Origin of the sequence: [Clostridium] polysaccharolyticum, from assembly GCF_900111595.1 — a bacterium.
Classification (GTDB): Bacteria; Bacillota; Clostridia; order Lachnospirales; family Lachnospiraceae; genus Clostridium_AI; species Clostridium_AI polysaccharolyticum.
The window spans coordinates 20,573-43,005 of record NZ_FOHN01000006.1; the positions used below are offsets into that span (position 1 = coordinate 20,573).

Sequence of the window (22,433 nt, forward strand, 5' to 3'; positions counted from 1 at the left end):
GCATCACCTTTTTATCTTCCCAATAGTATTTTACCATCTTCAAGATGATACTCACGTCTACAAAGAGCAGCCACTTCACTATCATGGGTCACAATTACAATTGTAGTTCCAGAACGATTAATATCCATTAATAATTCCATTATTTTCTCTGATGTCTTTCTATCTAATGCACCTGTAGGTTCATCTGCCAAAATTATATCAGGATTCATAATCAGCGCACGTGCGATAGCAACCCGCTGCTGCTCTCCACCTGACAAGTTTTTCACAGGCTCTTTTAAAAGATGTCCTATTCCAAGCTGATATGCTTTTTCTAACACACCATTTTTTAAGGAAGAGAACTTTTTTTTCGCCAAGTAAATCGGTACTGCAATATTATCGTAAACATTCATCTGCAGAATCAAAGAAAAATCCTGACTCACAAAACCAATTTTCTCATTTCGGATTCTAGACATCTCTCTGTCTTTTCTAGGAACTATCACTCGTTCATTAAAATAATATTTTCCCGTAAACAAAGGATCTAACAAACCAAGAATACGAAGCAGCGAAGTCTTTCCCGATCCGGATTTGCCTGTAATAGCAATCATATCCCGTTTCCAGATTTCAAGTGAAATATCATTCAGAACCAAATTGGAAATTCCCGATTCACTTTTATATTGCTTTGTAATATTTTCAAGTAATATCTGCATGCCTTTCCTCTCCTTTAAAAATGCAAAATCTTTTTTTTACACATAAAATCGAAACGAATGCCGTTGTAAAAACCATAAATAAAATAAATATAATGGAAAATACCATATTCAAACGATATGCCTCGTGATTTTTCCAATTTAAAAATTTAATCATAAAAACATACGCTATGGCAGAACATGCTATATTGATAGTATTCTGAGTTGTCACAATACATATAATTTTTAATTTAGAAGCCCCACATTCCCTTAAAATCCTTAAAATGCCTTTTGACTTATGTACCTGTATAAGGGTAGTACATATAATACAAAAAATCACGATAACAAGTTGTGGAACAAAGAGGGGGAATACGTATTTCCTTAACTCCTTTTGATGGATTTCACTATTTTCAGATATCTCTCCAAAAGGAATCAGCTGTCCATGCTTGTGTAACTGAGAGATTGTTTCTTTATTATTGTCTTTCAATTTTACTACCAGCGCTAATGATGGATATTCTCTTCCATTTTCACAAAGCAAATCAATATTATTAGTTAAAATCATATTTCTTTTTTGTACCAGCATGTCTTTAAAAGTCATGGAGTTCCCTAAACCTGTATAGTCTAGCATCATAAGGAAAGATGGATTTTGTAATTTACCAACAATAGCTGCTTTTTTTCTTTCCTGTTTTTCTGTATAAAATACTATCGTATCACCAGCTTTATATTTTCTAGAAAAATCCCCACTAAGAATCACTTCACATTTCTTAGATGTAGAATCAAACCATTTTCCACTTGCAAGCTTATACTGAATGGACTGCATGGTGTCATTTAAATATAAGATATCCATCGGGTTCTTTTTCCTTTTCAAGGCCAGATACCCCTTTCCCATCATCTCATATCCAACACCTTCTACCCCCTCTATCTCCTTTACATCCCTGATTTCCTTTTCACTTACATTCTCATTCTTCGCTAAATAATACATATTTTCTGGATAATCCAGTTTAGGTTGTATATCTGACGAGATTGCTTGGCTTAGCGATACAAAAACCAAGCTAATTGTTAGAATAAATAAAATATTGACTGTCCTGTTTATACAATATAATTTATACAAAATGTTTATCATAATTTTACTATAGCTGTGAACTAGACAAGCTTTCTTCCTTCCCTTATTTTATAGATAACCAAAACACAATTCATCAAGACAATATAAGAAAATGCACAACCAATTTCTTTATATGAAATTTTTCCATTTACAACTCCACCTAATATAAATTTTTTCAACAAAAAAAATACAGATACAGAAATCAAAAATGAAATAAACAGCTTCATACAATCCTCTAGAATAATAGAAAACGCTAATCCACTTTTTGTCATTCCCTGTTCTCTAAGAATCTGATATACCTTTTTCCTTTCACAAAAAATATAATAAACTAACACTATATAAATCAGTGCAGACGAACTTAATATAACAAAAAAATCCCTTGAAGCGGATAAAAAATCAAAAAATGTGTAATCTTCCACCTTTCCACTGCATATCTCCTCAGCCTCTAAAATCTTTCCTACCCTTTTCTCATATACCTCCATCTTCGCATTTGAAATTACGCTTCTATAACTGCACATAACCGTAATTCTCTGTTTACTTGGCATCAGTTTTGTAAAGGATGAAACTGGAAGAAAAATATCTATTTGATTATCATTTATTTTCCCCACGCATGTCATATCCACACCATTTATCAATACCCGTTCGCCTATATCTGTAAAAAACCATTTGTTACAAATAAATGTGTCCTCTTTCATACTTCGGGTGTCTGACATGCCCTTTACTGTCTTTATGAAAGAGCTGTTTTTATTTCCAGAAGTATATATTTGATATTGATTTGAATCTATGCTGACAGTACTTGATATTAAAATTTCGTTTTGAAAAGTTTCGTTTTGAACCTTTTGTATTTTCTCATTTAAATCTTCACCATTACTGCTCAGATAAAAGTAACTGCATTGACTATCTTTATTCAATGTCATAACCTGATTCTGATAGGAATAATAACTATCTATGTAAATCATTAAAAGATTACTGTTTATGATTATCCCCGCCATAAACAAGATTGTGGCTGCTTTTTCTTTTTTTAAAAAACATCTAAGAAAACAAAAGAAGCCTTTTCTATCTAACATTATTGTTTTCACCTCTTACAGAAAAATTCAAACTTTAAGCTAAGTATAATCCAAAGAAATACTTTGTCAACCAATTAGCCACTAAATAGATATCTGAATTTTCCAAAACAAGGATTTCCTATCATTTTCATGATTTATTTTTCTTTTTTACACTTCTATTGACATTTTCCACATTTTGTTATATATTTTTTATAAATTGCGCAATTTTTAAAATTAATTCTAAAAGGAGTCAATACAATGAAACAATTAAATATCAAATCCATTTTTTTCAAATTATTATGTGTCATACTAGTCTTATTTTTATCATCTATTAATATTCTCGCCTCTGCTAAAGGGGGTTACGCTTCAACCTACGAGATGACTGGAGGGTTGTTCTGTAGAGCAATGGAAATTGATAAAAATTGCACTTTAGCAGTAACAATAACCCCTACCAAAGGATCATCAGATTGCAACATGGGGATTTATCTGGAGAAGAAGAGTGGAAAATCATGGACAGCTGACTATGATGAAGACTCTGTTAGTTCAACTAGTGGAGGCACAATAACATTTAAAATATCAAAAACAGGTACATATAGATTATATCTAAGAAATTATAGCAACATGTCTTCAGGTGGCACGGGAACAAAATGGAAAGGCAGCATCCGTGTAAGCTGGAGTTAGTTCCATCCAACAAGATCATCTACTCTATGCAGATGGTCTTCAACTTAAAATAAAGGAGTTTTAAACATATGTGTATCAACTTTCCATACCTGTTTATTATACCAAGTTTTATCTTAATATGGATAATATCATTAATTATACGTTTAAGAAAACCCAAACCATTAACTTTACTTTTCACTGAATTTGCATTTTTCTTATATATATTAGTATTAATTAAAATTGTATTTTTCCCTATTGTAATTCAAAGCAAGTTGTCTCTAACGGAACTAATAGGAGAACATAATCACTTTTATTATGTAAATTATCACCCATTTAAAACTATTATTCTTACTCTTTCATCAGCAAATTGGGAAAAACAAATACTCGGGAATATTGTTATGTTTGTGCCTTTTTCTTTCTTTATCCTGCTAATTTCACAATCAGGTAAACTCAAATATAGAAAGGCACTATTTCTATCTGCATTAAGTTCATTTATTATAGAAGCAACACAATTAATAATAAACGAAGCTTCTAATTTTCCTAACAGAGTTGTAGATATTGATGACATCATCCTAAACTCGGCAGGTGCGCTTATTGGAATTGCAATATTTCATTTCATGCAAAAATCCAAAATATATAACTTAGTAAAAAAAGGTGCGAATAATAACTAACCGCACCTTTTCTTTTCCTTTCCTATTCCAAACCCATATTTCGATATATGGAAAACCCTTTTTTCTGGTTCTTTATAACAGCTTCCTTTACCGAACCTCCAAACTCTCCATCTAATGTCCAGTTTATGTTCTCCTCACTTTCAACAGTGAGTTCTGCTGTTTTAAAATAATACATGCATTCAGAATTATAATCATTGGTCAGCAGTGCACCTAATATTCCATTAAGCTCAATCATATTCTTTGGCATGCGAATCAGAATAACCTCAAAATACCCATCATCAAACAGAACTTCCTCTTCCTTATAACGCTTCATGCCGCCAACCGTAAGAGCATTGGTTACCATTCCCAGAAGAATGTCATCCTCAATATGCAGTTTCTGCTTTGTCTCAGAATCCTTACAGGTTACTGTTACGTGATAAGACTTAATGCTTGCCAGACTCCTGGCACCTTCCAGAATATAAGCCAAATGTCCAAACATGTTTTTCGTCTGCTGCGGGGTAGAATACGATACCTCCGTAAATGCACCAAATGCTGCCACATAAATAAAATAAGCTCCATTAAACAGACCTACATCACATTGAAATTCTTTTCCATCCATAATGGCTTTAGCAGCTTCTATATGATCAAATGGAATCCCCATACTCTTTGCAAAATCGTTGGTACTTCCACTAGGAATATAGCCAATTGGCACTTTTCTTTCCAGATTCATGACACCATCTACCACCTCATCAAGTGTTCCATCTCCTCCAGAACACACAATCAGATCATAATTCATTCCCAGTTTTTCTACAATCTCCGTAGCTTCTTTTCCTCGCTGGGTAACATACAAAGTTGTTAAACACTCATGTTTCGTAAAAATATCAACAATCCCTAGCACATTGTTTTTCACAGCGGCCTTTCCTGATTTCGGATTTACGACAAATAAAATCCGTCTCATAAAAATAATTCCTCCAATTCCTCTCTGCTAAGCTGATTAATAAATACTTCCTTAGATTTAATCACTGAATCCGACAATTCTTTTTTACGCTTTTGCAATTTATCAATTTTTTCTTCAATAGTATTCTTGGTAAGCAGCCGAATTACCTGCACCGATTTTTTCTGGCCAATTCTGTACACACGATCTGCGGCCTGTTCTTCAACAGCCGGATTCCACCACGGATCATAATGAATGACCACATCGGCTCCCACCAGATTTAAGCCTGTTCCGCCAGCCTTTAAGGAAATCAGGAACACACTTCCCTCTCCGTCATTAAATCTGGCAACATAATCTTTTCGATCTTGTATCTTGGTATTTCCTGATAGATAAAAGTACTCTATCTCCTGTTTCTTTAACTCCTCTGCGATAATCTCCAGCATACTTGTAAACTGAGAGAAAATCAATACTCTATGGCCATTTTCCAGAATATCATTTAAAATCTGGCTTAACAGTTTAAGCTTTCCACTCTCCCCATAGTAATTATCAATAAAGGTAGAAGGATGACAGCATATCTGACGCAGTCTCGTTAAAGCAGCCAGAATCTGCATTTTGCTCTTTTCAAATCCTTTTTCCTTAATTTCAGCAGTAAGCTCCTGACGAATATTCTGCAGATATGCCTGATACACTTTCTCCTGCTCCTCTGTCATTTCTGCCATCATTTTGCTTTCAATCTTATCTGGAAGTTCCGTCAGCACTTCCTTCTTCATTCGGCGCAAGATAAATGGCTCAATGTGCTTTCCCAGATCCTCCAGCACTTCTTTGCTGCCTTCCTTTACAATCGGTTTTTCAAACCGCTCTACAAACTTTGAGTGGCTGTATAAATAATCTGGCAGAATAAAATCAAATAAAGACCATAACTCGGACAGAGAATTTTCAATCGGTGTTCCAGTTAAAGCAAATTTCTGCTTTGCCACAACCTGTTTTACAGATTTGGCATTCTGGGAGCTAGGATTTTTTATAAACTGGGCCTCATCAATAAACATGGTATGGAATTTGTGTTTTACATAATGTTCAATATCTCTTCGTATCAATGGATAAGAAGTAATCATTACATGATTCTCTTTCGCACGAGCAATCTGTTCCATACGTTCTTCTGGAGTACCTTCTACAATAACCGCCGTTACCTGGGGAGCAAACTTTTCAAATTCTTCCTGCCAGTTATATACAAGAGAGGTTGGGGAAACTACTAAAAATACTGCATCTTTGTCCTGTTCCAGACATGCCGCTATATACGTAATAGCTTGAAGTGTTTTCCCAAGTCCCATATCATCTGCAAGAATTCCACCTAACCGATTCTGCGAAAGGGAATACATCCACTTATACCCTACAGCCTGATAAGGCCTAAGCTTAGCCTGAACCGTTTCTGGCACTTGGATATGAGCCTGTTTTGGCGTCATAATCTCCTCTAGCAGATTTTCATAGGCCAAAGACCTTTCATATTCAATTCCTTTAAAATCATCCATAATCTTATCCAGATACAACGCCTGGTAAGCAGGCAGATTAATTCCACCTGACTCATCAATATTATGCTCTTCCACATCTAACCGTTCAAGAAGCTGTGCAATCTGATTAACGTCCTCTCCGTCCAGATTAACAAAACTTCCGTCCTTTAGGCGATGGTATTTTTTCTTCTGCTTCAAAGCCTCAAAAAATGCCTTCAGTTCCTCTTTTGGCACTACATCATAGGACACATTCATTTCCAGCAGTTTCACATCCCCATTAAAATGTATTGCTGTATGAATCGGACTATTACTGGATATACGGATTTTCTTCAAGTCCTCAGAATGATATACCTCATATTTTTCATTGAGCATGTAAATATCGTGGCTTAAAAATTCATAAATGTCCCCATCTTTCTTTAACAAAAAGAAATCTTTATATGGTTCAAAATGCAGATTGTCCAATAAATCCAAGCACTCTTCTTCTGCTTCTTTCTGGCGCACAAGAATAATCCCAGCTGGCAAATCATTAATAAGGGGATTGATTTCATAATCACCATACTGGAATTTCAGTAATGCCTTTACATAATTTCTATATTTATCAAGATAAATCCTGATTTTCAAATCTTCATTAATATAGTTATCCTTCAAACTTTCCAGAACATTGATTTCCATTGTCTCGTGGATCCTGGGCAAGACAGAATCAATAAACCTGTCCTTTAATTCTCCCTGGAAAACAAGTCTCTCTTTGTTTTTATTCATACAATTAAAGAACGGCAGGTAGTTGGCAATAAACTCTTTACTAGGCATATAAAGCACATTATCATGCAAAAGAAGGCTTCCGTCCTCAGACAAAGGTTTTACCGGTGTTTTATCCATTAATTCAATCTGAATGGATTCCTCATGGGATTCTAGCTGGAATCCAATTGGCGGATTGCCTTTTACAAAAGTTACGCCTTCATAAAGGTCATCCCCAAGCTCAATCTGAAATTCTTCTTTTCCCATATATCCAAGCAAATGAAACAGCATGTTTTTGGTAATCGCCATTTCTGCCTTGTTAAACAAATTATTATAATAAACCTTGCCTAGCGCTTCCTGTATCTCATAAATTTCCTGAAGATACGTCATAACCGGTTGGGAACTCTTTGAAAAACGGCTTTCTCCTGCCACAAACCTAAATTCCTTGCCAAGGGCTATATTTTCACCGTTGGAATAAGCATGTAGAAATTTCTTTACATTCTGGACTTTGTAAAACCTGCTGCTTCCTGCCCTTAGAGACAAGAACAGTTTTGAATCTTTTCCTTTTAAAATACTAGGAAAATGCAGTTTCACTTCGATATGAAACGTCTCTCCCAATGCTGGAGTCTTGTACTGATTATTAAAATACTCTACGATCTGATATAAACTCTTCTCTTCTTCATTTTCCGGCTTCCTGGTTTCACTCCGCTCCATATAGTTCGTAATAAACAAAAGTGCAGCAATTACGTGTTTGCAGGCTCCATCATATTTAATATGTGCTGGACAGTTGCAATTAAATTTTAACTGTTTCGAATTTTTGTCCTCTTCAATTGTAACGATATACTGATTGCTGCCTTTCACTGTAGCACGGTACTGCTGACGTGCTTTTGACCACGTTACATTGGATACTGCATTGCTTTTATAATAGCGCAGCCCGCGAAAATAAGTCGCTTCATCTGTCGCTAAACGTTTAATTGAGTCTTTTGAAATTTTAAACATAATGTAATCTCTCTCTGCTAATTCGTTTTCATCATATTATTATAACACAATTGAAAGGGCAAACATACTTTAAATTTGCATTTTCGTAAAATTCTTATAAACTAGAGAGACCTTTTTTGTAAAGAAGAACAAAGTGTGAGTTTCTCAGACTTTCGCAACTGGAATGTACTCGAAGGAACTCAGACTTTGCCATCAAAATCAAAATAAAACAGTGCTTTCGAATTTATCCGAAAGCACTGCTATTACAGCTTTAATATCCAATCCTGCTTTTGAACTATCAGAGCAATGATAAATACAAAATACAAGAGACCCCTCAATCTCTCAGAATCTTCCATCAAACCGTTTTTTTATTAATATAAACTAATTATATTGTCAAATGCGTTTTTTTTCAATACACTTTGCATAACATACAGTTTTTTCACGCAAAACATAGTTTAAATACTAAAAGATACCGAAACAGCAAACAAATTGTCATTTATTACAGTCGAAAATTCCCCTTCATAAAGCCCAACTACCTTGCGTACATTACATAAACCTGTACCTGTTTTCAATCGATGCTTTAAGTTCTTCTTCTCCATTTCCTTCACATGAACTGGATCTATCGGATTAGACATCTTCAGGATAAGAAATCCGTTTACTTTTCTTATCTTGCACGTAATCTCCCTCATATCTTCTGGCAGCTTTGTGCAGCCTGTAATGGCATTATCAAAGAGATTGCATAATATAGTCGACAGATGATAATCTGACATAAACCCCCAGTCCACATCTTCCACTTCATAATGTATGCGGGTATTGCTCTGCAGAGCTTTTTTCTCTTTATCCTGTAAAATGATATCTACCATTTTGTTACTAGAATAACACCTTGGATAAATGGCCTCTATCTCTCCTGCCAAAGTTCCTGCATACTCATTGGCAATACCAAGATTGCCGCTATGGTACATTCCTTCCAGAACCTGTACATGGTTTTTTACATCATGAAGTATGCTTCTGCACTCATGTATCTGATTTTCCATGTTTTTGTAGTATTCATAAGTAAGCTGATTCTTTTCTTCCGCCTTCCTTAACCTGTAACGCAATATTGAATTCTGCGATAAGCTTGTTCCATAAGACAACGCATAAGCATTGATCATAACAAGCCCCAATAAAAGGACCAGTATCAGTATCTGATTGTCAACAAACAGATACACATAGTTTCTCACCACAAGAATAAAGTAAATAAATAATCCACTATAAAATATCGTCACAGTAAAATTAAACACACCAAACATATTCAGTTCTCTGCCATTAAACAAAAAATAAACCATTAACACGATGCGATACAGGATAAACAATACGACAACTGCGCATGTGGCAAAAATCGGATGTGTATAATTCGGCTGTCCATTCCAGACAGTATCATATTGTAATATCCAGCTTCTGACACCCCATTCAAAACCATAATGAATCAAAGTAGATACTGCACCAAAACAGATTCCTGTCAGGCAATTCCGAAACTTATGATCCCTGAAAAACAAATATGCATAAAGATAGCACAAGCATATATTGGCACATCCTTGAAACCTGTATGGAATCGCACATATGCCTACCATCACTCCAACACAAAAAAAGAATCCTCCAGTATACCAGAACAAATGGTCTGGATACTTCTTTTCATTGGTACTGCACAGCAAATGGCCCAAAAGAGAGAAAGCAGCATAATACCAAACTAAATTTGAAAAAAAGAACATTAGCCCTTCCATATTACACATCTTCAAATACTCCTATTCAGATAATCATGCATGCTTTTGCGAAACCCTTTGGAATAACGCTGTGACAGAGGCAGCGCAATACCGCTTTTCATATAAACAGTGTAATTCTTTATCCCTTCCACATGATAGAGGTTTACTACAAAACTCTTATGAGAAACTTCGAAATAATAAATTTTCATCCGTTCTGCAATACTCGAAATCTTTTCTCTAGGAAGCCGTTCTATCTGGTTTTCACTATCATAAAGCAATACGTCTCGGTTACTATATTCAAAATACTGTATATTCTCTAATTTTTTCTTTATGATTCCTGAATTGGTCCGTAACGATAACAGGCAGTTTCCATTAACCCCTCTATATTTTAATACTTCTAATAGAACATTTTCCATCTTGCTTTTGGTAACTGGTTTTTCTATGTAATCAAAGGCATGAATACGAAAAGCATCTTTCATAAAATCACGAAAAGCAGTGACAAAAACAATTTTCACTTCCATATCCAGAAATCGGATTTTTTCAGCAACTTCAATTCCATTTTCACCTTCCAAACCGATGTCCAGAAAAATTATTTCATACTGTTCTTTGCTTTTACAAAGCTGTTCTCCTTTTGTAAACGTTCTCACATCCAATACAAGTCCATATTCTTCACTTAACTCTTTCAAAAAAGTTTCAATTAAGGAAATAATCACTGGTTCATTGTCGCAGATAGCTATTTTCAGCATAATACATTCTATCTCCCCTCATGTCTCTTATTCCCCCATATTATTGTGTTCGCAGACTCTTCTTACTATTCTCCAATACTCCTCTTATTATTATAACAACTCTTTATGTTTCATTCAATATTTTTCCACTTTTCATAGTGTTTTTATGTATTTAGTATAATTATGTAATATTATAAAATAAAATACAGGTTTTCTCTACCCTTATGAAAAGAAAACCTGTATTTTTTCTTACTGCTCTTCTTCTGCTAATTCCCCCATGTAATAGAAACCTTTTGACTCAGCAAGTCTTACATTTGCAATTTTACCGATTAAATCACTAGAACCTTTGAAATGCACTAAAACATTGTTAGTCAAACGACCTGTTACAAAGTCTGGATCCTGTGAATTGATTTCCTCTACCAATACTTTTTCCACTTTACCAGTATCACGTCCTGAAAGTTCCGCAGAAATAGTCTGGATTTCTTTTAGCAGACGGTCAAAACGGTCCTTGATTACATCTTCTGGAACCTGTTCTTCCATTTTCGCTGCCGGAGTACCTGTTCTCTTAGAATAAATAAATGTGTATGCACTTTCGTAACGGACTTTGCGAACCACATCCAATGTTTCCTGAAAATCCTCTTCTGTCTCCCCTGGGAAACCGACAATAATATCTGTTGTAAGAGAGATATTTGGAACTGCTTTTTTAATCTTGTCCACAAGTTCTAAATACTGCTCTTTTGTATAACGGCGGTTCATAATCTTTAAAAGCCTGCTGCTGCCACACTGTACGGGAAGGTGAAGGTGATTACAGATTTTTTTGGAATCACGCATTACTGCAATTAACTCATCGGATAAATCCTTTGGATGGGAAGTCATGAAACGGATTCTTTCCAATCCTTCAATTTTTTCAATCTCCTGTAACAGCTGTGCAAATGTCACAGGATGTTCTAAATTCTTGCCATAGGAATTCACATTCTGTCCCAGTAACATAATTTCTACAACACCATCTGCCACCAATGCTTCAATCTCACGAATAATGTCCTTAGGATTACGGCTTCTTTCCCTGCCTCTAACATAAGGAACAATACAGTACGTACAGAAGTTGTTGCATCCATACATAATATTTACGCCAGCTTTGAATTTATGCTTACGTTCACTTGGAAGGTCTTCTACAATCTCGGCAGTATCTTTCCATATGTCAATAATCATGCCTTTGGAATCAATACGTGCCTGCATTAACTCTGCAAGCTTGAAAATGTTATGGGTTCCAAAGATAATATCCACGAATTTATAGCTTTTTTTGATTTTCTCAACAACTGCTGTTTCCTGCATCATACATCCACATAAAGCAATCATCATATGTGGATTCTGGGATTTTAATTTTTTTAAATACCCTAGTCTTCCATAGACCTTTAAGTTGGCATTTTCACGAACAGTACAGGTATTGTAAATAACAAAATCTGCCTTTTCGTCTTCTATCATAGTATAGCCAATCTTTTCAAGAATGCCGATAATTTTCTCCGAGTCATGAGCATTCATCTGGCAGCCGAATGTATTCACACAAGCAGTTAATGGACGGCCTAGCTTTTCCTGCTGTTTCGCAGCCCATTCCTTGCACATTTCCATAAAATATAACTGTCTTTCCGTCTGGTTACTGTTTTCTATATCTGTAATGTTGCGATTCATATCACATTATCCTCTCTAATTCATTCAACGGGTTATATTTTACTGGAAAGGGGGGATTTAGTCAATATAGAATCCTTAAATCTTAAAACGCTCCTTTGAAAATGTGTTTTTCGGTTAAATCTAATTCCAAAGAATCTTTGCCATTCAGCTCTTTTACAATCATTTTTGTTCCTTTCGAATTACCTTCTTGTATTACAAGATGGCTTTTTCCATATAGAACTCCTTCACATTTGCTAAAACCATTCTTTTTATCGAACTCAATAATATCTTTATCAAATTTTATTGCATCTTCATTTAGCACAATTCTTGATACAAATACGCCCGAACAACTTGTCATTAAATAATCCATTCCGTATAGGTAAAATATATTTTCGTCATTTTCATCTTGTATAATGCCATCTATATACTTACTGTCACAATCAAAAATCTGACTTACAGAATCATTATGAATTACCCATGCATAACTCATTTTTCCACTTTCTCCATAGATTTCCTGTGCTTCTGTGTATTCAATTATTATTATCTGCTTTATTCTATTTATGCGAAAGCTATCTGATATTTCCTTTAAATCCTTTTCATTTTTTATTCTGCTGTTCTTTAAATAGTATGTAAACTTGGTAATAATAGATTCTTTTTCTTCGTCAGGAATCTCTGACGTCTTCCATTTTTGAAATAACTTTTTAAGTTCTTCCTGATTTGTTTTTATATTACCTTCCGAAGATTTTTCTTCGTCATATGTTATCTGCTCTGCTTGTGGCATACTTTTATTTCCACATGCGGTACAAACAAGGATATTAAGTATTGCAATGCAGAAAAAAATTCTTTTTATTTTTCGCTGTATTATGACCATGTACTCCACCATCCTTTATAAATTTTGAGAAACAGATACTGTCCTCCTGAAATCGTGGTTGTATCTAATGTATAAAAAACCCAAGGACAATATTTATATAAAGCATATGCAGAAAAAGTATCAACTACAATTCTTCCTGGATAAGTTTCTCCATTTCTAGTATGATTTATTCCACCATTGACTGTTAATGTTGCAGACGCTGGTGCTTCTATCCACAGTTTTTTTAACAAAGCTGCTACACCTTCAACTTGAGTATCGAATCCTGTATACTTTACCTTATCCCCATTATCCGTAGCACCATATCCCATTGCAAAATACATAGCTCTTGATTTCTCACTTGCATTTGCACTTGTAATTAGACCTTGTTCGCGTTGAAGTATAACCAGCAAAACTTTAGGATTAATCCCATGATTCTTTGCGGCATTATAAATTACCTTAGAAGGTTTAATATCCCGTCCTGTATCATAAACTTTCCCGTCAGAATTCTTAACATAAATTGAAATAGTATTTTTTAAAATGGATCCTTTCTGTTTTAAAAATGCCTGTATTTCAGATTCTGTCATACTCTGCGTGAGCAGAGCTGAATTAGACATAATAGAATTCATTCGAATTCCATTAACATAATAATTACTCGTAGTACAAGCCATCTATTTCACTTTTGAATTATATTCCTTCAATTTTTGCTTCGTAGATATGTATTGGACATTTGAATTAGATAAAATATTTTTACTGTGAAATTTTTTATCACAAATTTTCTTATTATTGAAATAACTACGTTCAATAATTTCTCCATTACCTTGATTCATGTATATACTCTTACAACCTTCCGTGCTTACTAAACTTGATATCTGATCTTCTTTCCAGTTGTACTCTATAGCTACACCATCTGTATGAATTTCGTTTAAAATACGCCCTTCTTCATCTTTTGTCTGATCACAAAATACTTCTTCCTTTTTTTGCATACTATAATTCATTTTTGCATTGATTCTCAATTCTATCGGCATTTGTATAATAAACAAAATAGATATAAGTACCCCTAAAAACTTCCTTCGCATAATATTCCTCCATTAAACACAAATATTTCTGCATTGATTATACTTTAAATTCCATTATACATCAACCGCCATATTCCACTACATAAAACAAGAACCTCCAAAATCATCCTTACAATCATTTCAGAGGTTCCACACAGTTTCCTATCTATCCTTGCAAAACACAAATGGCGTTAATTTAATTTCCTCATAAGTTTCCCTCTGGTAATGAGGACTAAGCGGAAAACACGCCAGCTCATCTACCGTTTCAATGGTTATGGCAGGCAGGCAGAACTGCTCCGAGTAATAGTGGACCGTATTGCCGCCAGAATCATTTTCTTCAATTTCCCTCTTAGGGGGAACCAGTTCATAATCTGTCATGGCATTTAGCAAACAGGCATAACCGAACTGATCTCGGTTATAGTCTTCTGACATGCTCTTTCTATGGTAATAAATCTGTTTTCCTCTGGAATGATAGTCTATGTAGCCGATAGAGGAAACATTTTGAAACAGTTCCATCAGGGCAATGGTTTCCGGTTCACTGCCCGCCACATCATTGACATCTTTCTTCTTCCAGCTTACACAAGGAAAATTGCGGTTTATGTCTACTGCCCGCCCATTGTATTTCCAAAGATAATAAGGAATGTGTTTTAACTCGCACATTCTCCGGTTCTTTTCGCATTTTATACTATCAAATCCCTGAATGGCAATAGCATAGCCATCTGGATTCAGAACTGGCACCACATAAACGGAGACAAGGTCTAAGCAGGGACGAAATTCTTCGCAGTAGTATTCTGCCATACATAATAATACCATTGGATTGACTGACTCCCTGCCATGTACACCTCCAGTTACAATTACATTATCCCTTCCTTTTCCCACTTTCAAAAGGAAAATATCACGATTATCCCAACTGCGTCCAATGGACTCATACTGCACCAAATCCGAATAATGACATGCCAGGTATTTTGCATATGCTACCAGATCTTCATAATAAAACAGTTGATCCCAATTTACATTCTCCATACAAACACCAAATGCTTTTTATACATTTTATGTTGCATAAAGTCCCATTATAACCGTATATATTGGCACTCGGAAAGAATTGCATCTACTGGCTCATCGCATGCTTCTGCCGTAAGGCTATCCACTATCTGGAAATCAAATGCCAAAGCAAGCTTTACAAAGTCTTTGTCCTGATTCTTATTAAGATAACGGTCGTAAAAACCGCCTCCATATCCAACACGGTTTCCCGCTTTGTCAAAGGCAAGTCCAGGCATAATCATAAGCACTTTTTTTTCCGCCGCAACCAAAGTTCCTGCAGGTTCTTCAATTCCTTGATAGCCAATGCTTAACTCTTTCAAGGAACTCAGATAGATAAACTCCATTTCCTGCCCAATGACTTTCGGAACGGCAACTCTTTTCCCCGCCTCTAATGCAGCTTCAATCAAAGGTTTCGTTCTGACTTCCTGATTATAGGAAACATAGCAGTACAAAACCTCTGCCTCTAAAAATACTGTCTCCTTCTGCAGACGGCTAAGAATCTGTGAACTCTTTTCCTCCACTTCTTCCATAGTCATCTGTTTCTTTTTCCTCCGGACAAATTCCCTTGCAGTACGTTTCTCCATCCAAACCCCATCCCTTTTATTTATAAAATGCATTCCATTTAATGCTTTAACTTCTGGCTTTTCTGCTTTCTATTTTTCTTAGCCACTTTAGCAAGCTCTGTTACAGAACCATCTGGATTTAACACAGACACATTGTCTAACGTCCCTCTGATATTTTTACGGACTGCCGCTAGATATTCCTGGCGAAGTTTAGCCTGCTCTTCCTTCTCCGCTGGTGTTAAGCCTTCCTTTTTTGATTTTTTATATAATTCATTGATACGGTTAATTTTTGCCTGATCCATGATTTACTAATCTCCTTTAATCGCTGTATTGCTCTGTTTTTAAATAATCCATCAATTTAAATGCCTCATCTTTATGAGCTTTAAACAGTGTTCCAATCTGCTCTCCTTGCATGATTCTGCTAATATTCCGGATGTCCTCTCCATTGGCAATGACCATATCCGCACCGGAATCCGTAGCAATCTTTGCAGCAGAAATTTTAGTTGCCATGCCGCCAGTTCCTACATCACTTGCAGAATCCTTTCCCATGCTTTCCAATTTGGGAGTAATCCGCTCTACATAATCAATAAATTCAGCATCTGGATTCTTATAAGGGTCATCGGTATACAAACCATCTATATCTGACATCAGAATAAGCAGATCCGCCCCAATTAATGCAGATACAATAGCAGACAGGGTATCATTGTCCCCAATCTTTACTTCATCTGTTGATACCGTATCATTTTCATTTACAATAGGAATTACCCCCATAGCCAGCAATTCCTCGAAAGTAGCTCTGGCATTCTGACGGCTGATATCGTTAATCATCGTGTACTTTGTCATAAGAACCTGAGCAGTCAACTGGTTGTATTCACTAAATAATTTCTGGTAAACCATCATCAGTTTTGCCTGCCCTACCGCTGCACAAGCTTGTTTTTCCTTTACCTCTGTCGGACGTTTTTTCATGCCAACCGCCTGTCTCCCTACTGCGACAGCTCCTGATGATACTACAACGACCTCTTTTCCCTGATTGGACAAATCCGCCAGAACACGGACTAATTTCTCCATCTTAATCAGATTTAAGTTATTGGTTGCTTCATGAGTAATGGTAGAAGAACCAATCTTTACAACAATTCTTTTCTTATCCTTTAACAATTCTCGATTCATACGTATCCTTCACTTTCTTTATACTTAGTACCTCATCCTAGTTACAAAACTGCATCCGTATCGCCTCATACACCTTAATTCCATCCACCGCAGCTGACGTAATTCCTCCTGCGTAACCAGCACCCTCACCACAAGGAAAAATTCCCTGAATACTGCTTTCCAAAGCTTCATTTCTGGTAATGCGCACTGGAGAAGATGTTCTAGTCTCTACTCCTGAAATAATGGCATCTGGATTGTCATAACCTTTGATTTTCTTATCAAAGGCTCCCATGCCCTCTATAATGGCTTCCCCTACATATGGTGGCAGGCATTCTCTTACATTGGCAAATGCCGTCTCACCCTTAATGCATGGCTTCACACTCTTAAACTCTGTACTGACACGGTTCTCTTTAAAATCACCATATAGCTGGACAGGAACTTTTCCTCCTCCTGCTTGGTATGCCGCCTCTTCCCATTTCCGCTGGAACCAGACTCCTGCTAACACAGAATCGTTCTCAAAATCATCTGGCGTTACGGTAACGATCAGGGCACTGTTGGAATTGGCTGAATTTCTCTCATAATTGCTCATTCCATTGACTACGCATCTTCCATCTTCCGAAGAAGAATTGACCACGTAACCACCTGGGCACATACAGAAAGAATACACGCCCCTGCCATTGGATGCCTGACAGGTGACTTTATAATCCGCCGTTGGCAGCAAATCGTACTCCGAACCATACTGAGACTTATTAATCGCTTCTTGAGGATGTTCCACACGGACCCCAATGGCAAATGCCTTCTTCTCCATGTTAAGTCCTTTCTCAAGAATTAGTGAAAACGTATCTCTGGCACTATGTCCCAAAGCCAGAACTAACACTTCACATGGAACGGTCTCCTTGTCATTGATTTCCACACCTGTCACCTTGCCATCCTCAATGAGAATGTCTGTCATTTTCGAAGAAAAATGCACCTGTCCCCCAAGGGAAATGATTTCTTCCCGCATGTTTTTTACAATGCCTTGCAAACGGTTTGTTCCTATATGTGGTTTATTTAAATATTTCACTTCTTCTGGAGCGCCATACTCCACAAAGGTATTTAACACCTTCTGGATACGCCCCGTCGGATCTTTTACCGCAGTATTTAATTTTCCATCGGAGAAAGTTCCTGCCCCGCCTTCTCCAAACTGCACATTGCTTTCTGTATTAAGCTCCCCTGTCTGCCAGAAACGCTCCACATCCTGCAGCCGTTCTTCCACTGCCTTGCCTCGTTCAAAAACAACAGGCTTCATGCCAGCCTTGGCAAGTTCCAACGCACAGAACAGTCCAGCCGGTCCCATCCCGATAATCACTGGCGGATGGGAAAGCTTTTTCGTTCCCTCTGGAGTAAATGCATACTGTTTTCTTTCATATATACATACATTTGGATTTTTCAGTTTCCGAAGAATCTGTTTTTCTTTCTTCACCTTAGCTGCAAGTACATAAATATATTTAATCTCTTCTTTCTTTCTAGCATCAATGGACTTCTTCACAATATGGAAATCCAGCAGATCCCTTTCCGGAATCCGAAGTATTTTCAGAAGTTCCTTATAAAGAAGCTCCCTCTCTTTCCCATACTCCACTTTTCTCGTTTCTTTATTCACTGGCAACTTTCTTACATCCAGCTTTAATTGGGATATTTTTAACATATCTGCCTCCGTAATTTTTTCCTGCAAACCAAACTGCTACCGTTTCGCCGCATGGCTGCCAGCTACAAAACCGCTTGCCCATGCCCATTGCAAATTATATCCCCCGCAGATTCCATCCACATCTAAGATTTCCCCTGCAAAATACAGTCTCTTCACTAATTTTGACTCCATGGTATCTCCATTGACTTCCCTTGTGTCAATGCCACCTGCACATACCTGTGCATTCTCAAATCCATTGGTCTCTATTACATGAAATGCCAATGCTTTGGCATTCTTACACAAACTTAACAGCTTCTCATCGGAAACCTTGTTAAGAATGGTTTCTGGCTGAATTCCTGCCTGCTTTAACAGCACAAGCAGAACCTTTTTGTTAAGAAGCCCAGCCAGTACAATCTGGGCAGCCTCTTTGCCAAAGCGTTCTTTCTGGCGAAATACCAGTTTACGAAGCTGTTTTTCCTTCCAGTTAGGGAAGAAATCTACCTTCACTTCCACTTCTTTTTTCTCTAATAAAGCCATTCCTGCAAAACGGCATATCTGGAATACTGGAATCCCCGATACTCCATAACTGGTAAGCTGAAGCTCACCTACATCCTTTGTGACATAGGAATCCTCTATAAATAAGGAAACTGCCGCATCGGTCCTGACTCCCGCCAATGCCTTGCAAAAATTCTCTTTCACCTTTAAGCCTGTCAATGACGGACATAGCTTTGTAGTATGATGACCTAATTCTTTGGCAAGTCCAAACCCGCTTCCGTCGGAACCCAGGGCTTTAGAAGCCTTGCCTCCCGCTGACAGAATCACCGTTTCCGCCTCCATGGTTTTGCCTCCATATTGAAGCTTAAATGCCCCCTTTTCTTTCTTTATGTGGTCCACTTTTATACCACACTCTATCTCCACGCCTAGACGTTTCGCTTCATAATATAAGGCATCTAATATGGTAGATGCTTGTCCCGAGTACGGATACAGGTAACCATTGCGCTCCTTTACCAGCACTCCTAAATCCTCAAAAAACCGAACGGTATCTTCGGCACCAAACTGCTGCAGGGCTTTCCCTGGAAATGCTGCCTGACTGCTTCGGTAACAGCTGTCCTCTTGAAAGATATTGGTGAAATTACATTTTCCATTGCCTGTGGCAAGAATCTTCTTTCCCACTTTATCCTTCTGTTCCAGAATCAGCACCTTTTTTCCTTGCCTTAGGCATGTAATAGCAGCCATAAGTCCTGACGCACCGCCTCCGACAATTACGATTTCTTTTTTCATACACTCATCCGTTCTAGTTAAACTGTAATTCTATTTCACTATTTTACCCATATAGGACTAAGAATGCAAGAGGGGATTGAATCTCGCATAAAAAAACTAAAAAGAGACACTTTCTACTATAATGCAAAAAGTATCTCTTTTTATTATCTGGCATATTCCATTATATAACATCGTTCTTCTTTTAATTTTCTTGTAAATTCCTTCTCTGGCATTGGTTTGTCAAAGAAATAGCCTTGAATCACATCACAGCCAACACTTTTTAAATAACGGAACTGTTCTTCTGTTTCAACCCCTTCCACAAGAACTTCCATGCCAAACGCCTTCACAAGCGAAGCAACCGACTCAATCATCACACGATCTTTTTGCTCCTCTTTTTCCAGATTTACAACAAAGCTCCTGTCCAGCTTAACGGTATCTACATTTAAATCTCTTAACAATGTCATGGAAGAAGATCCAGTCCCAAAATCATCTATGGAAGTTGCGATTCCATGAAATTTAAGCTGATCCACAAAATCCTCCATCACCTTATAATCGTTATAATCTGACATTTCCGTCAACTCTATCTCAATAAACTTAGGCGGAATATTATTTTTATTTATAACAGCAACAATTTCCTTTACCAGTCTTGGATTATTCAAGTGGTTCTTTGAAAAATTCACCGAAACCCTAACCGGCTCTATGCCCTCGTCCATCCATCTGCGAATGTGAACGCAAGCCATATTTAACATGTAAAAATCTAACTGGCAAATGGTTCCTTCTTGTTCCAAAATTGGAATAAACTCCATTGGCGGAATCATCTTTCCATTGTGAAACCACCTTACCAAAGCCTCTGTACCACATATTTCCAGACTCTCTGTATTTACTTTTGGCTGGTAATATGCCTCAAATTCCTGCTTCGCTATGGCATCATTAAAACTGCTTGACACTCTTTTTGCACGTAATGTTATATCCAGCATATATGGTTCAAATTCCATAAAATCCCTTCCGTTTTTCCTTGCAAACAATAAGGCAACGGAAGCTTTGTTAATAGTATCAGAAACTCCTTCCCCCTCTTGGATTCCTGCACACCCCACTCTAGACTCCATCTGAATCACAACTTCTTTTTCCTTGATCGGAATAAATGCCTTAATGCAGAAAATCTCCTCAACAATCTGATTCACACGTTCTTTTTTAACTAAAACGAAGAAATTATCTCCACCTAATCTGCCTGCAAACTCATCCTCTTCGTTGGCCATTTTCACAATAGCCTCGCCAAACTGCTTCAGTGCCTTATTTCCTCCGTCAAATGCAACCTGTTTGTTAATAAATTTAAAATTCTTCAGGTTGATAAACAAACAGGCATACTTTGTCAGTTTTCCTGCTGCATGCAATTTTGCAGCATGAATGTGAATTCCTGTGTCATTTGATATTCCTGTCAAAGTATCTGTAACTTCTGCGGTACAAACCATTTCCAAAAGTCTTACGTACCCCCCCATAATGAAAATGGTCTCTGCTAAAAGTTCTACATTAGACTTTTCTTCTTCCGTCCATACACATCCTTTTACAGGCCAGACACTTATCTTCTTCACTTCTCCTTTTTCTAAACCGAATTCAAATTCCGTACCTTCTTCAGCTTCACAACCTTCCATTACAGAATACAGAACGGCTTGCTGATTTAACACAACTCTGCCAATTCTCAATTTCTCTGCGATTTGTGAAACATTGTTTAAAAAGAACTGGCTTATCTGGTTCCTGTCGGAACAATTACTTTTAATAAACTGATGTAACAGTTTACGATATGAGGCATCACAATACATGATTTTTTCCTCCTTCGAAAATCTATTCTTTTGTAATTTACTGGTTTCTTCTGATGTCAAGCAGCTTCCTTGCCCGTTAATAATCTATCTACTATATATGTTATCGACATCTGTCTGTTTATTCATTATGCGAAAATGCTGTGGGTAAAACAATAAAATTTTTATAATAAAGCAATGCTTAAGTGAAATGAATCTAAAACAAAAAGAACCTGATATAAAACCTATTATTATTAAAAATAAATGAAACACGTGTCAAAACAGGAGTATTAAAATATATTGCTTTCCAAAATAAAGGGAACGTCAACAGAACATGCAGCAACAAATCCTTCCAACAATTGGATAAAAGCAAAACATCCGTTGATTTCCAGCTAAACTGGAATAAAGAAGCAGAACAAGCAAGCACAGACTATATCCACTTTTAATGAAGGACGGCAAACATACGCCTTCCTTTATCTGATATCAAGAAGAAAATTTAGAAATCGCAATTCAAGTAACGTGAAGTAAATTACAAAACAGATAACCTGTATCCCCTTTTGCTGAACAGTGCAGGCTTGAGCATTTCAGCAAAACCAAAATACTGCAAGTAAGGTTTTCATTGAAAATTTCCGTCCCCTTGCGGGGATTTACATCAATTAAC

At 36.7% G+C, this 22,433-nt stretch carries 20 protein-coding genes; 2 read left to right on the plus strand and 18 right to left on the minus strand.

From position 1 onward, the window contains the following. Window positions 1-11 precede the first annotated feature (11 nt). The 3 genes from BMY85_RS05235 to BMY85_RS05245 all read right to left on the minus strand — a co-directional run bounded on the left by BMY85_RS05235 (window position 12) and on the right by BMY85_RS05245 (window position 2,831). Window positions 12-686, minus strand: coding sequence for an ABC transporter ATP-binding protein (locus tag BMY85_RS05235; protein WP_092477209.1), 675 nt, complete (start codon window positions 684-686; stop codon window positions 12-14). Further along, window positions 670-1,644 (minus strand): hypothetical protein, encoded by a 975-nt coding sequence (locus tag BMY85_RS05240; protein ID WP_143066325.1) that lies wholly within the window; start codon window positions 1,642-1,644, stop codon window positions 670-672. The genes BMY85_RS05235 and BMY85_RS05240 overlap by 17 nt, the downstream gene beginning before the upstream one ends. A gap of 161 nt (window positions 1,645-1,805) precedes the next feature. Further along, window positions 1,806-2,831 (minus strand): hypothetical protein, encoded by a 1,026-nt coding sequence (locus tag BMY85_RS05245; protein ID WP_092477213.1) that lies wholly within the window; start codon window positions 2,829-2,831, stop codon window positions 1,806-1,808. 237 nt (window positions 2,832-3,068) lie between these two features. On the opposite strand from BMY85_RS05245, the gene BMY85_RS05250 reads away from it, so the two are divergent. Together BMY85_RS05250 and BMY85_RS05255 are read left to right on the plus strand one after the other, a co-directional pair. Next, on the plus strand, window positions 3,069-3,491 hold the full coding sequence (locus tag BMY85_RS05250) for a hypothetical protein (RefSeq protein WP_143066326.1): 423 nt from the start codon (window positions 3,069-3,071) through the stop codon (window positions 3,489-3,491). Window positions 3,492-3,559: 68 nt separating this feature from the next. Continuing rightward, on the plus strand, window positions 3,560-4,141 hold the full coding sequence (locus BMY85_RS05255) for a VanZ family protein (RefSeq protein WP_092477217.1): 582 nt from the start codon (window positions 3,560-3,562) through the stop codon (window positions 4,139-4,141). Window positions 4,142-4,163: 22 nt separating this feature from the next. Here BMY85_RS05255 and BMY85_RS05260 read toward each other — a convergent pair whose 3' ends face one another. From BMY85_RS05260 to BMY85_RS05330, 15 genes are all read right to left on the minus strand, one after another. Further along, the gene (locus BMY85_RS05260) at window positions 4,164-5,078 is read right to left on the minus strand and encodes a diacylglycerol/lipid kinase family protein (protein ID WP_092477219.1); all 915 of its coding nucleotides are present in this window, start codon (window positions 5,076-5,078) and stop codon (window positions 4,164-4,166) included. Further along, complete coding sequence (locus tag BMY85_RS05265) at window positions 5,075-8,293, minus strand: DEAD/DEAH box helicase (RefSeq protein WP_092477221.1); 3,219 nt, start codon at window positions 8,291-8,293, stop codon at window positions 5,075-5,077. Before BMY85_RS05265 ends, BMY85_RS05260 begins: the two co-directional genes overlap by 4 nt. Window positions 8,294-8,727: 434 nt before the next feature. Further along, entirely contained in the window at window positions 8,728-10,041 is a 1,314-nt protein-coding gene (locus BMY85_RS05270) for a sensor histidine kinase (protein WP_092477223.1), read from the minus strand. Window positions 10,042-10,043: 2 nt separating this feature from the next. After that, window positions 10,044-10,757 (minus strand): LytR/AlgR family response regulator transcription factor, encoded by a 714-nt coding sequence (locus tag BMY85_RS05275; protein ID WP_092477225.1) that lies wholly within the window; start codon window positions 10,755-10,757, stop codon window positions 10,044-10,046. A gap of 228 nt (window positions 10,758-10,985) precedes the next feature. Further along, window positions 10,986-12,422 (minus strand): tRNA (N6-isopentenyl adenosine(37)-C2)-methylthiotransferase MiaB, encoded by a 1,437-nt coding sequence (gene miaB, locus BMY85_RS05280; RefSeq protein WP_092477226.1) that lies wholly within the window; start codon window positions 12,420-12,422, stop codon window positions 10,986-10,988. A gap of 82 nt (window positions 12,423-12,504) precedes the next feature. Continuing rightward, complete coding sequence (locus BMY85_RS05285; protein ID WP_143066327.1) at window positions 12,505-13,182, minus strand: hypothetical protein; 678 nt, start codon at window positions 13,180-13,182, stop codon at window positions 12,505-12,507. An 80-nt stretch (window positions 13,183-13,262) separates the two neighbouring features. After that, window positions 13,263-13,919, minus strand: a complete 657-nt coding sequence (locus BMY85_RS05290) for a hypothetical protein (protein ID WP_092477228.1) — start codon at window positions 13,917-13,919, stop codon at window positions 13,263-13,265. Continuing rightward, on the minus strand, window positions 13,920-14,327 hold the full coding sequence (locus BMY85_RS05295) for a hypothetical protein (RefSeq protein ID WP_092477229.1): 408 nt from the start codon (window positions 14,325-14,327) through the stop codon (window positions 13,920-13,922). It lies immediately after the preceding gene. A 141-nt stretch (window positions 14,328-14,468) separates the two neighbouring features. After that, complete coding sequence (locus tag BMY85_RS05300) at window positions 14,469-15,329, minus strand: M14 family zinc carboxypeptidase (RefSeq protein ID WP_092477230.1); 861 nt, start codon at window positions 15,327-15,329, stop codon at window positions 14,469-14,471. 47 nt (window positions 15,330-15,376) lie between these two features. Then, the gene (locus tag BMY85_RS05305; protein ID WP_177180650.1) at window positions 15,377-15,931 is read right to left on the minus strand and encodes a 5-formyltetrahydrofolate cyclo-ligase; all 555 of its coding nucleotides are present in this window, start codon (window positions 15,929-15,931) and stop codon (window positions 15,377-15,379) included. A gap of 38 nt (window positions 15,932-15,969) precedes the next feature. Continuing rightward, window positions 15,970-16,212 (minus strand): DUF896 domain-containing protein, encoded by a 243-nt coding sequence (locus BMY85_RS05310; protein ID WP_092477232.1) that lies wholly within the window; start codon window positions 16,210-16,212, stop codon window positions 15,970-15,972. A gap of 16 nt (window positions 16,213-16,228) precedes the next feature. After that, on the minus strand, window positions 16,229-17,077 hold the full coding sequence (gene proB / locus BMY85_RS05315) for a glutamate 5-kinase (protein WP_092477233.1): 849 nt from the start codon (window positions 17,075-17,077) through the stop codon (window positions 16,229-16,231). A 37-nt stretch (window positions 17,078-17,114) separates the two neighbouring features. Then, window positions 17,115-18,740, minus strand: coding sequence for an NAD(P)/FAD-dependent oxidoreductase (locus BMY85_RS05320; protein WP_092477349.1), 1,626 nt, complete (start codon window positions 18,738-18,740; stop codon window positions 17,115-17,117). A gap of 36 nt (window positions 18,741-18,776) precedes the next feature. Continuing rightward, the gene (locus tag BMY85_RS05325; RefSeq protein WP_092477234.1) at window positions 18,777-20,000 is read right to left on the minus strand and encodes a BaiN/RdsA family NAD(P)/FAD-dependent oxidoreductase; all 1,224 of its coding nucleotides are present in this window, start codon (window positions 19,998-20,000) and stop codon (window positions 18,777-18,779) included. A gap of 143 nt (window positions 20,001-20,143) precedes the next feature. After that, window positions 20,144-21,796 carry a putative bifunctional diguanylate cyclase/phosphodiesterase gene (locus BMY85_RS05330; protein ID WP_092477235.1) on the minus strand — a complete coding sequence of 551 codons (1,653 nt, stop codon included), beginning with the start codon at window positions 21,794-21,796 and terminating at the stop codon, window positions 20,144-20,146. Between the last annotated feature and the right edge of the window lie 637 nt (window positions 21,797-22,433).